The sequence below is a fragment of the Shouchella lonarensis genome (genome assembly GCF_900096965.1).
Classification (GTDB): Bacteria; Bacillota; Bacilli; order Bacillales; family Bacillaceae_D; genus Shouchella; species Shouchella lonarensis.
On the sequence record NZ_FMYM01000003.1, the window covers coordinates 51,171 to 63,823 of the forward strand.

8 protein-coding genes are annotated in these 12,653 nt (G+C 48.1%); 6 read left to right on the top strand and 2 right to left on the bottom strand.

Annotated elements, in window-relative coordinates; translation table 11 throughout:
- Nucleotides 1-83: 83 nt before the first annotated feature.
- Together BLT29_RS13820 and BLT29_RS03390 are read right to left on the bottom strand one after the other, a co-directional pair.
- Nucleotides 84-2,591, bottom strand: coding sequence for an alpha-helical endospore appendage domain-containing protein (locus BLT29_RS13820; RefSeq protein ID WP_090774920.1), 2,508 nt, complete (start codon nt 2,589-2,591; stop codon nt 84-86).
- A 306-nt stretch (nt 2,592-2,897) separates the two neighbouring features.
- Entirely contained in the window at nt 2,898-5,381 is a 2,484-nt protein-coding gene (locus BLT29_RS03390; protein WP_141769836.1) for an alpha-helical endospore appendage domain-containing protein, read from the bottom strand.
- Nucleotides 5,382-5,593: 212 nt separating this feature from the next.
- On the opposite strand from BLT29_RS03390, the gene dpaA reads away from it, so the two are divergent.
- From dpaA to BLT29_RS03420, 6 genes are all read left to right on the top strand, one after another.
- Nucleotides 5,594-6,478: a dipicolinic acid synthetase subunit A gene (gene dpaA, locus BLT29_RS03395; protein WP_090774922.1), complete on the top strand. Its 885-nt coding sequence runs from the start codon at nt 5,594-5,596 to the stop codon at nt 6,476-6,478.
- Between the two features lie 13 nt (nt 6,479-6,491).
- The gene (dpaB, locus tag BLT29_RS03400) at nt 6,492-7,076 is read left to right on the top strand and encodes a dipicolinate synthase subunit B (RefSeq protein WP_090774923.1); all 585 of its coding nucleotides are present in this window, start codon (nt 6,492-6,494) and stop codon (nt 7,074-7,076) included.
- A 104-nt stretch (nt 7,077-7,180) separates the two neighbouring features.
- A complete protein-coding gene (locus tag BLT29_RS03405) occupies nt 7,181-8,245 on the top strand; it encodes an aspartate-semialdehyde dehydrogenase (RefSeq protein ID WP_141769837.1) in 1,065 nt (354 codons plus the stop codon).
- The gene (gene dapG / locus BLT29_RS03410; RefSeq protein WP_090774925.1) at nt 8,242-9,456 is read left to right on the top strand and encodes an aspartate kinase; all 1,215 of its coding nucleotides are present in this window, start codon (nt 8,242-8,244) and stop codon (nt 9,454-9,456) included. Before BLT29_RS03405 ends, dapG begins: the two co-directional genes overlap by 4 nt.
- 75 nt (nt 9,457-9,531) lie before the next feature.
- Nucleotides 9,532-10,413 (top strand): 4-hydroxy-tetrahydrodipicolinate synthase, encoded by an 882-nt coding sequence (gene dapA, locus BLT29_RS03415; RefSeq protein WP_090774926.1) that lies wholly within the window; start codon nt 9,532-9,534, stop codon nt 10,411-10,413.
- Between the two features lie 400 nt (nt 10,414-10,813).
- Nucleotides 10,814-12,481, top strand: a complete 1,668-nt coding sequence (locus tag BLT29_RS03420) for a ribonuclease J (RefSeq protein WP_090774927.1) — start codon at nt 10,814-10,816, stop codon at nt 12,479-12,481.
- Nucleotides 12,482-12,653 lie beyond the last annotated feature (172 nt).

Genomic DNA, 12,653 nt, shown 5'->3' on the forward strand with positions numbered 1-12,653 from the left:
AGGTTAGAAACAAGAGGACTGAGTACAGATAGAAAGAATTGGCACACATCATGGCGATGTGTGCCAATTCTTATGGCTTGCAGCTACCTGTTTAAATCAAGAATTTGTACCCAGCGAGGGCTATTTCCAACAGTAATCGTTGCGAAGATGTTATTAGTAACTTGGTCGACTAGCGCCACTGAATCGGGTGAAGCATCGCCATTTATTACATAAAGAACAGATGCGGAGAAATTGTTTAAAATATTTGGCACTGGCAAAGAATTGACAGCAAGTTCACGACCATTGGATCCAAAACCACCAATGGTTGCGATAATGGAGTTGTCATTCGCATCAATGACATAAACCCAACTATTTGGAGCAGCTGCTACACGTTTTACATAAAGTCGATTGGTGAGTGTATTGATATCACAACCTATTGGGTTTTGTATATTGGTAATCGTATGAATTACTGTATTGCTTGTTGTATCGATGACAGAAACGGAGGTAGCACCGTTGTTAGCAATATAAGCGCGACCGGATGCAGGATTGACAGCAATTTGGTGATCGCCCCCGCCAACGGCAATGGTTTGAATGAGCGTGTTAAAGTTAGGGCTATTTTCATCACTATCAATGACAGCAATTGAATCGTTTCCCCAGTTTGAAAAATAAACCACGTTTTGGAGCACATTTACGTTCCCTTCTAATGGTCTGTTCACACCGTCAGCAGGAACAAGTGTGACAACGTGATTGTGGTCCCCATCAAAAACAGAGATACTGCTAGTGGCCAAGTTGGTTCCAAAGTTAGAAATATAAACATAATTGTTATTAGGATTAACGGCACCGCCGCGAGGTGTGCTGCCTACTGTCAGCGTTGCAATCACTGTATTCGTGATGGCATCAATAACGGACGCATTCGCACTGCCAGAATTCGCTACATATACGCGGTTGTTAGAAGGGTTAATAGCTCCTCCCCAAGGAGAGGTCCCTACAGGGATTGTAGCGACGACTGTAAGTGTTCGACCATTAATGACAGAAACGTTAGCTGAGTTAAAGTTTTGGGCATACACAAATGGGGTTGTGATCGCATCTCCTGTTGGTCCACGGAATCCGGTCGGTCCAGTCGGTCCAGTCGGTCCGGTCGGTCCAGTCGCGCCAGTGACGCCCGTAACGCCGGTCGCTCCCGTAACGCCGGTCGCTCCCGTAACGCCGGTCGCCCCGGTCGCTCCCGTAACCCCGGTCGGTCCAGTGACGCCGGTCGGTCCCGTGGCGCCGGTCGGTCCGGTCACACCCGTAGGTCCGGTAACGCCGGTTGGTCCAGTTATACCAGTGGCGCCGGTAACGCCGGTTGCTCCAGTCACACCTGTAACGCCAGTTGGTCCGGTCACCCCGGTCGGTCCAGTCGGTCCGGTGACGCCTGTGATACCAGTGACGCCGGTCGGTCCGGTGACGCCCGTGGGTCCGGTAACGCCGGTGGTGCCAGTCGCTCCAGTCGCTCCAGTCGGTCCGGTCACGCCAATCACGCCAGTGGTACCCGAGGCGCCAGTGACGCCGGTGGCGCCAGTCGCCCCAGTCGCCCCAGTAATCCCAGTAATCCCAGTCACGCCAGTCGCCCCGGTGGTGCCCGTTGCCCCAGTCACGCCAGTTGCGCCAGTCGGCCCGGTAATGCCTGTGATCCCAGTGACGCCCGTGACCCCAGTTGTGCCAGTCGCTCCAGTCGGTCCGGTTGGTCCAGTCGGTCCGGTCACACCAGTCACGCCAGTCGCCCCAGTGGCGCCAGTCGCCCCGGTGGCGCCAGTCGCCCCGGTTGCACCCGTGGCTCCTGCAACCCCAGCCCCCGTTGGTCCGGTCGGTCCTTGTGTACCGAGCTCTTCCCAAGGATTCCAAGTTGTTCCTGTATCATCGGTTGCGCTTCTTACATAAATTGTCGGGTTGCCAATGAGCAATTGTAAAATCGATGTTGTCGGTCCCGGTGTAATGATAGAAACATACAATGTCCATATTGGACTTGTAAACCCAAGTGGACCGTTCACAGGTCCGCCTGCATTCCCTTCAGAACTGTACACACCTTCCGTAATAAACGAATCTAAATCACTCCCTGAAGGCACTTCTTCATACGGAAAAGCACCGACATCCTCAGCATTTAACGTCAAACTACCATCTGGCGCGGCAGTAATCCCGTTAATATTTTCAATGCCTCCTGGAATAGCGCCAATTGTAAGGGTGACATTGCCTGCGCCATCAGAGAGGATATTATTAACGCTAATGACACTCCCTGCAGGACCAATAGCGCCGGTCGCTCCGGTTGGTCCGATGACGGTCGGTATATTTGTCGCTGCTTTCATTTTCGATTCAAGAACAATTTCTTTCTTGAAAATCGTGTCAAGCATGTCGGCAGCACTTTCGTTGATCGCTAGAATTTCTTGTAGTGTAGCTGGTGGTCCAGTAAGGCCATTCAATGTTCCAAGAGCGTATTGAATCTTCTCTCCTTCCGCATTAATAATATGCGCCAAACCCATTTCTTCCATCGCGATCGATGCGAGCAGTAAATTGACGACATCGTCGCGATCGAGGGTAATATTGGGCGTGAAATTGGGCATGTTTGGTTGAGACATGTCTTTCACCTCGCTTTTTTATTGAATCACTTATCATACAACACATTTAAAGACAAGCGATGAATAATATTAATGTATGTTTTTCTTATTTTTTTGGTGAGTGGTTGTGCCCAAATAAAAATGTCTTCTTAATGTTTTTATTCTAGATTGGAAAAGTCTTAATGACATTAAGCGGTATCTTTCATTTTCCCTCTAGTAATGATCGAGCGGTTGTATACGTAGTTGGGGAGCAGGATATGATAAAAAAGAGTTAATCCGCATCATCGCACACGATGCGGATTAACTGTGTTTACACGTAGTTTCATGTTACATATCAAGAATTTGTACCCAACGTGGGTTTCCACCAACTGTGATTGTCGCAAAGACGTTATTTGAAACTTGATCCACTAGCGATATGACATCTGGGTTGGCATTTCCGTTTGTTACATAAACGACAGAAGCAGAGAAATTGTTTAAAATGTTTGGCACCGGTAAAGAGTTGACGGCAAGTTCACGACCGTTGGTGCCAAAACCACCAATGGTTGTAATGATTGTGTTGTCATCGGCATTGATGACATAAACCCAAGCATTTGGCGCTGTTGTTGAGCGTTTTACATAAAGTCGATTCGTAAGCGTGTTAATATCGCAGCCTATTGGACCTTGCACACCAGTAATTGTGTCAATCACCGTGTTGCTTGTCGTATCAATGACAGACACTGAGTTCCCACCATTGTTGGCAACATAAGCGCGGCTGGATGCTGGGTTGACAGCAATTTGATGATCGCCAGTACCAACGGAAATGTTTTGAATCACTGTGTTAAAGGTGCCACTCGTTTCATCGCTGTCAATAACAGCAATTGAGCTAGTACCCAAGTTAGAAAAATAGACAACGTTTTGTAAAACATTCACATTTCCTTCTAATGGTTGGCTAATACCGGTGGCAATGGTTGTGACGAAGTTATTGTCGCCATCGTAGACAGAGATATTACCACTTCCAAAATTTGAAATATAAACATAGTTATTATTTGGATTGACAGCGCCTCCCCTAGGAGTAGTTCCGGCTGCTAGTGTTGCGATGACTGTATTCGTTGTTGCATCAATAACGGAAGCATTTGCACTACCTGAATTTGAGACATACACCCGATTATTAGACGGATTGACCATTCCACCCCAAGGCGAGGTTCCTACAGTAATTGTCGCGATGACTGTATTTGTTCGACCATTAATAACTGAAACGTTATTTGTGTCGCCATTTTGTGCATAAACAAATGGTGTTGTAAAACCATCTCCTGTTGGTCCCGGAGGTCCAGTCGGTCCGGTCGCCCCGGTCGGTCCGGTAATACCAGTCGCGCCAGTCGCTCCGGTCGCGCCAGTTGCCCCAGTGACACCGGTCGGTCCAGTGACACCGGTCGGTCCAGTGGCGCCGGTCGGTCCAGTGGCGCCGGTCGGTCCAGTGATGCCGGTCGGTCCAGTGACACCAGTCGGTCCAGTCGGTCCAGTCGCCCCCGTAGCGCCGGTAACGCCAGTGACGCCGGTCGGTCCAGTCGGTCCAGTCGCCCCCGTAGCGCCGGTCGGTCCAGTCGATCCAGTCGCCCCAGTCGGTCCAGTGGCGCCGGTCGATCCAGTGGCGCCAGTCGGTCCAGTGGCGCCGGTCGGTCCAGTAACGCCAGTGACACCGGTTGGTCCAGTGGCGCCAGTCGGTCCAGTGGCGCCGGTAACACCGGTCGCGCCAGTTGTGCCCGTGGTGCCCGTAGCGCCAGTGGCGCCAGTCGGTCCAGTCGGTCCGGTCGCCCCAGTCGGTCCAGTCGGTCCAGTGGCGCCGGTCGATCCAGTCGGTCCAGTGGCGCCGGTCGGTCCAGTGGCGCCCGTAGCGCCGGTCGGTCCAGTGGCGCCAGTCGGTCCAGTGGCGCCCGTAGCGCCCGTAGCACCAGTTGGTCCAGTGGCGCCCGTAGCGCCAGTCGGTCCAGTGGCGCCAGTCGGTCCAGTGGCGCCCGTAGCGCCCGTGGCCCCCGTAGCGCCGGTGACCCCAGCCCCGGTCGGTCCGGTCGGTCCTTGTGTACCGAGCGCTTCCCAAGGGTTCCAAGTTGTTCCTGTATCATCGGTTGCACTTCGTACATAAATCGTTGGGTTGCCAATAAGCAATTGTAAGATGGATGTGGTCGGTCCCGGCGTAATGACAGAGACATACAATGTCCATATCGGGCTTGTAAACCCAAGTGGACCGTTCACAGGTCCGCCAGCATTCCCTTCAGAACTGTACACACCCTCGGTAATAAACGAATCTAGGTCACTACCGGATGGCACTTCTTCGTAAGGAAAAGCACCGACATCTTCCGCATTTAAAGTCAAACTACCATCTGGTGCAGCTGTGATGCCGTTAATGTTTTCAATGCCGCCGGGAATATCGCCAATGGTGAGAATGACATTGCCACCGGCATCGGGAAGGATGTTGTTGACAGCGACAACATCTCCTGCGGGTCCCGTTGCCCCGGTCGCCCCAGTCGGTCCAATCATTGTTGGAATGTTCGCAGCTGCTTTCATTTTCGACTCAAGAATAATTTCTTTCTTGAAAATCGTGTCAAGCATGTCAGCAGCACTTTCGTTGACAGATAATATTTCTTGTAATGTTGCAGGTGGACCAGTGAGGCCATTCAATGTCCCTAAGGCGTACTGAATTTTCTCTCCTTCCGCATTAATAATATGCGCCAAGCCCATTTCCTCCATCGCGATTGATGCGAGCAGTAAATTGACGACATCGTCGCGATCGAGGGTAATATCGGGCGTGAAATTGGGCATGTTTGGTTGGCTCATTTTCTTTCCCTCCATTAAAATAAATTAGATGACTGAATAAGTGACGGCTACTCTATTTGTATGTGCTTTTTTTCTTTTGGTGAGCCATTGTGCCCATCTTGTCGTAGAAGGGCAATCCTTCCTTGTTCGCCGGGTCCCTTTGCACATATGCCCATACATTGCATAAGATAAAGTGTTTAAGAAATGTTTTAAAGAAAGGCAGGAGGTGTGCCATGTTAACCGGCATGCATGTGGTCATGGTTGGTGGTGACGCACGGCAGTTAGAAATCATCCGCAATTTATCAGCGCTCGATGCAAAAATCTCGCTCGTTGGGTTTGAACAGTTAGACGACGGATTCATTGGTGCAAGTAAGCAGACAATGACAGAAATTGATTGGGGTACTGTCGATGCGGTGCTATTACCTGTAGGTGGGATGGCTAGTGACGGGACGATTAGCAGCATTTTTGCAGATAAACCATTAAAACTTGGGGCGAGACAATTGAATGAAACATCTGACCAATGCCCAATTTACACAGGTATTACTTCGAAACGATTGGATAAATTGGCAAACGATACTTCATGTAAAGTCGTTGTGCTTATGAACCGTGATGATGTGGCAATTTATAATTCGATTCCAACCGCAGAGGGCGCAGTCATGCTGTCGATCCAGCATACTGACTATACGATACATCATGCAAATGTGGCGGTATTAGGTTTTGGAAGGGTGGGTATGACGGTAGCGCGTACATTTCATGCGCTAGGTGCCCATGTAAAAGTAGGTGCGAGAGACGGCGCCCATTTGGCGCGGGCAACAGAGATGGGGCTAGAAACATTCCCGATGCAACAAGTGAAAGAGGCGCTTTGTGATATTGATATCGTCATTAATACGATTCCGGCAAAAGTTGTGACAGCACGGGTGTTGGCAGAAATGCCGCAACATGCCTTTGTGCTTGATTTGGCATCACGACCAGGAGGCGTTGACTTTTCTTATGCCGAAAAGCGCGGTTTAAAGGCCATGCTTGCACCAGGATTACCAGGGATGGTGGCGCCAAAGACAGCGGGAAAAATTTTAGCGAATGTCATTGCAGATTTATTGCTTGAACAAGCGAATGGGTGAAGGGGGGATAGCGATGTTGTCAGGAAAACATATCGGATTCGGTTTAACGGGTTCACATTGTACGTACGAGGCGGTGTATCCGCAAATTGAAAAACTTGTAAAGATGGGTGCGAAAGTGACACCATTTTTAACGTATACCGTTGCCAACACAGATACAAAATTTGGCGATAGTGCCGATTGGCTTGCTCGCCTGCAGAAGATCACAAGTGAACCTTTTGTGAATTCAATGGTGAAAGCAGAACCGTTTGGACCAAAAACACCGCTCGATCTTATGATTATTGCGCCAATGACGGGAAATTCGATTTCAAAATTCGCAAACGCGATGACCGATTCTCCTGTGCTGATGGGCGCAAAGGCAACACTACGTAATGGTAAGCCCGTTTTGCTAGGTATTTCAACAAATGATGGGCTCGGTTTAAATGGGGTAAATATTATGCGGTTAATGGCGACAAAAAATATTTACTTTATTCCTTATGGGCAAGATGACCCAGAAAAAAAACCGAATTCACTCGTGGCGCATATGGATCAGCTTATTCCCGCAGCAGAAGCGGCTTTACATGGTAAGCAGTATCAGCCTGTTCTCATAGAAAACAAGTAAAATAGGCTAGGAACAGTTGCACATCCGTGCGAAATCCCGTAAAGTTTAGTAGAATAGAGAAGACAAAAGAAGTGTGCTGAACTTTAAGGGAGGAATCGGAGATCATGGAACAACAAAGGTATCATATGGCCGTTGTCGGTGCAACCGGTGCCGTGGGTGAACAAATTTTACACATATTAGAAGAACGTCAATTCCCGATTGCAACATTGAAATTACTATCATCGAAGCGGTCTGCCGGAAAGCGTGTGTTGTTTAAAGGGGAGCCATATATCGTCGAAGAAGCAACACCAAATGTGTTTGACGGCGTTGACATTGCAATCTTTTCTGCTGGTGGGAGCGTATCAAAAGCGCTTGTGCCTGAAGCTGTCCAACGTGGCGTTGTTTGTGTTGATAATACGAGTGCATTTCGGATGACAGAAGGTGTGCCGCTCGTTGTGCCAGAAGTGAATGAATCGGATTTGGCACAGCATCAAGGGATTATTGCCAACCCAAACTGTTCAACGATCCAAATGGTGGTCGCGTTAGAACCCATTCGCAAGCAATTAGGACTGAAAAAAATCATTGTGTCCACATATCAAGCCGTTTCCGGTGCAGGACTTGCCGCAGTTGAGGAAATGCGTGAACAAACACGGGCATTATTAAATAACGAGCAACCAGAAGCGGCAGTTTTACCTGTCGGCTCAGAAAAAAAGCATTATCCCATTGCTTTTAATGCGATTCCACAAATTGATGTATTCCAAGAGAACGGGTATACATTTGAGGAAATGAAAATGATTCAAGAGACGAAGAAAATTATGCATATGCCAACTTTAGAAGTGGCAGCAACGTGTGTACGTTTGCCAATTGAGACAGGGCACTCAGAGTCCATTTATTTCGAGACGGAAACGGGCGGGGCAAGTGTACAGGAGATGAAAGAACTGCTTGCAAGCGCGCCGGGTGTGACTGTACAAGATGAACCAAGTGCACAAGTGTACCCGATGGCGACGACTTCTGTTGGGCAAAAAGATGTATTTGTTGGTCGTATTCGTCGCGATTTAGATAGAGACAATGGTTATCATGCTTGGGTTGTATCAGACAACTTAGTGAAAGGTGCGGCTTGGAATTCTGTGCAAATTGCCGAATCGCTCGCACGTCTTCAGCTTGTCCGGAAGACGGGTGCAGTCCAATGAAGTTAGTTGTACAAAAGTTCGGTGGCACATCAGTACAGACAGATTCGTCTCGCGGGCAAGCAGTCCGTCAAGTACAGAAGGCAATAGACAATGGTTATAAAGTGGTGGTCGTTGTTTCGGCAATGGGGCGAGAGGGGGATCCTTACGCCACAGACACGTTATGTTCTCTCGTAGATACAGCACATATTTCGGCGCGCGAACAAGACTTACTCATGTCATGTGGTGAAGTCATCTCTTCTGTCGTGTTCTCCTCATTGTTAAATCAGCATGGGATCGCATCAACTGCGATGACAGGAGCGCGAGCAGGGTTTCGCACAGATGAGACATTTACAAATGCAAAAATTATTGAAATGAAATGCGAGCATGTACGTAAGTCTCTCACAAAATATGACGTTGTTGTTGTGACGGGCTTCCAAGGTCAGTCTAAGAGCGGAGAGACAACGACGCTTGGTCGCGGCGGGAGCGATACATCCGCGACGGCACTTGGCGCAGCGTTGCGAGCGGAATGGGTTGATATTTTTACAGACGTAGAAGGTGTCATGACAGCAGACCCACGTATTGTCGAAGATGCACGCGCACTTGCGACGATGTCTTATAATGAAATTTGTAATATGGCTTACCAAGGCGCGAAAGTCATTCATCCGCGTGCAGTCGAGATTGCAATGCAAGCGAAGGTGCCAATCCGCGTACGGGCGACGAACTCTGACCGCGAAGGCACGCTCATCACGACGATGACAGGCGAGCGTGGGATGGATGTCAGTGAGCGTCCAATTACAGGGATTGCCCATGTTCCAAACGTCACACAATTGAAAGTTGCTGCCAAGGAAGGGCAATTTGACTTACAGGAGAACGTTTTTCAGTCGATGGCACGAGCGAAAATTAGTGTTGATTTTATAAATATTAGTCCGAGTGGGGTGACATACACCGTTAGTGATGATGTCGCAGACGAGGCGCTTGAGTTGCTTCACGGACTCGGTTATCAAACATCGTGCCAACGTGGCTGTGCAAAAGTATCCGCAGTTGGCGCGGGTATGAGTGGTGTCCCTGGAATCACTGCCAAGATTGTGACCGCATTAAGCGCGGAGAATATTCCAATTCTGCAATCAGCAGACTCGCATACAACAATTTGGATGCTTGTGAAAAACGAAGACATGTCACGCGCCGTCAATGCACTTCATCGGATGTTCCAATTAAGTGAAGCAAGCGTTTGAAATAAATAGGACAAAAAACACCTGCCACGAAACGACAGTTTGTGGCAGGTCGTTGTACGAAAGGAGTTTTTGAGAATGAAACCAACAGGAATGTTTGGTCCAGTGTGGACAGCGATGGTGACACCTTTTCAGCCATCGGGGGAGATTGATTTTACTGCATGTGGCGAATTGATCGATCATTTGTTAAAGACAGGAACAGATGTATTGGTTGTTGGCGGAACAACAGGAGAATCACCTGTATTATCTAATGAGGAAAAACTGGCGCTTTTTTCTTTTTGTGTCAAGCATGTTGGTGGAAAAGCGCCCGTCATTGCAGGCACCGGATCCAATGACACAAAAGGGACGATTGCGCTCACAAAAGCTGCTGAAAAAACCGGTGTGCAAGGGGCGATGCTTGTAACGCCATACTATAGCAAGCCTTCGCAAGCAGGTTTGCAGGCACATTTCACTGCCGTAGCTGAAGCGACAACACTTCCCATCATGCTCTACAATGTTCCTGGGAGAACGGGTGTGAATATGGTGGCGGAAACGACCATCGCGCTTTCGGCTGTTCCAAACATTGTCGCGGTGAAAGAGGCGAGTGGTGACCTTGCGCAAATTGAAAGCATTATAAAGCAAGTGCCTGACACATTTGCTGTGTATAGCGGTGATGACGGTTTAACATTGCCTGTGCTTGAGCTTGGTGGTGATGGCATTGTTTCTGTTGTTTCTCATGTGATTGGTGATGAGATGCAAGCATTGGTTCGTGCTTTTCACACGGGTAGGGATGAAGAAGCGCAACAATTACAAGACAACATTGTTCCAGTTGTAGAAGCATTGTTTGCCGCACCAAATCCAACATGTGTCAAATATGCGCTCAACAAACAAGGCGTCCATGTAGGAGAAGTGAAATTGCCTTTAGTCCCTGCGAATGAGCAGGAGCAAGCACTCGTGAATCAAGTTTTAGCTCATAGGTAACCATGCTTCGTTAAGGCGCAGTAAATCAGGCGATCCACAACTTTTGTGGGTGGCTTTTTTCTTTTCTAAAGATCCCCTCTTGTTTTCAACTAGAAAAATGGGGTATACTATAAGCACGTGATACGTACGGCAATGGGCAGCAGCGGCAAGCTGTCATTTTTTCATTCATAAGAGCAGTGTATCGGAACGAGATTGTGGAAGGCTGAAATGTTTCTTAGAATTTGAAATGAGCGTACGGGTGATAGGTGGCTTCTTTGAGGGAGCCGAATCGCTCAGAAGTACGAAAGTCTGTATTACGACGGATATCGTTATCAACCAGTGATGGATGATCATAAAAAAGAAAATACAACCGTTTACTATGAAAGATGAGGAATCGTAGTTGTAATAGGAGGATGAATCGTTGTCTAAGCAACATACAGAGAAAGTACGTGTCTTTGCACTCGGCGGTGTCGGCGAGATTGGAAAGAACATGTACGTAGTTGAGGTAAATGAAGATATTATTGTCATTGATGCAGGGCTAATGTTCCCTGACGATGATATGTTAGGGGTTGACATCGTCATTCCTGACGTCACGTATTTGGTAGAAAATGCTGAACGTGTACGCGCCATTATTTTGACACATGGACATGAAGACCATATCGGCGGACTGTCGTACGTGTTAAAACAAGTAAATGTCCCAGTGTATGGGACGAAGCTAACCCTTGGCTTAGTCGAGGAGAAATTGAAAGAAGCAGGCATTCATCGCGATACGACATTGCGGCTAATTGATTCAAATTCGCAAATCAAAGTTGGCGAAACGTCTGTCTCATTTTTCCGTACAAGTCATAGTATTCCTGACTGTGTCGGTGTGTGTGTGGAAACAGCACTTGGACCTGTCGTACACACAGGTGACTTCAAATTTGACCAGACACCGGTTGATGGGAAGCATGCAGAAGTCGGAAAAATGGCGATGATCGGTGAGCGTGGGGTGCTTTGCTTATTATCAGACTCTACGAATGCTGAGCGTCCGGGAACGACAAAGTCTGAGGCAGAGGTCGGTCAAGGGATTCAAGACGTATTTGCTCGCACGACCGGTCGATTAATTGTTACAGCGTTCGCGTCGAACGTGCACCGCATGCAACAAGTGATCCAAGCAACGGTACAATCGAAACGGAAATTGGCTGTTGTCGGGCGTAGCATGGTGCGTGTATTAACGATTGCGGCTGATCTTGGTTATTTGGAAGTCCCAGAAGGTTTGCTCATTGAAATTGATGAGGTGAAACGCTACAAGCCAGAGCAAGTGGTGATTTTAACAACTGGAAGTCAAGGAGAACCGATGTCTGCATTAACGCGGATGGCGCGTGGTGCGCACCGTTCGATTACGTTAACGCATGAAGATACGGTCGTCATTGCTGCTTCAGCCATTCCAGGGAATGAAAAAAGTGTATCGGCAGTGATTGATCAATTGCATCGTCTTGGTGCAGATGTCGTTTATGGTAATCAATCCGTTCACGCATCAGGTCATGGCTCTCAAGAAGAATTAAAGCTCATGCTCAATTTAATGCGCCCTAAGTACTTTTTACCGATTCACGGTGAAATTCGTATGCAACATGCACACCGGTCGCTTGCAACGAGTGTTGGGATTGCTGAAAATGATGTTTACATCATTGAAAAAGGTGAGGTTGTTGAGTTTACGCAAAACGGCGCCCGTCTTGCTGGGAAAGTCCCGTCAGGTCATGTATTAATTGACGGGCTTGGTGTAGGTGATGTTGGCAATATCGTTTTACGTGATCGACGCTTATTATCAAAAGATGGGATTCTCGTCGTTGTGGTGACACTTAATAAGAAACAAGGAATCATTGTTTCAGGTCCGAATGTCATCTCACGTGGATTTGTGTATGTACGCGAATCTGAAGAGTTGTTAGAGCAGGCAAACCATTTGGTTACCTCTATTTTACAAAAATGTATGGCAGAGAAAAAACATGATTGGGCTGGTTTAAAGAGCAGTGTTCGAGATGGTTTAAGTCGGTTCTTATTTGAAAAGACGAAGCGCCGTCCAATGATTTTACCAATCATGATGGAAGTATAATGAATGCTCCGTGTTGATCACAAATGTGGTTGGCACGGAGCTTTTTACATGTGCGCGGATATTCTTTTTTTGGCGGATCATACTACATATAGATTGTCGGGATTGTGAGGAACAGAAGTCGACTGCACGAGGAGTCGGAATGATGGCAACGGAATTCCAAATGCTGGAATGG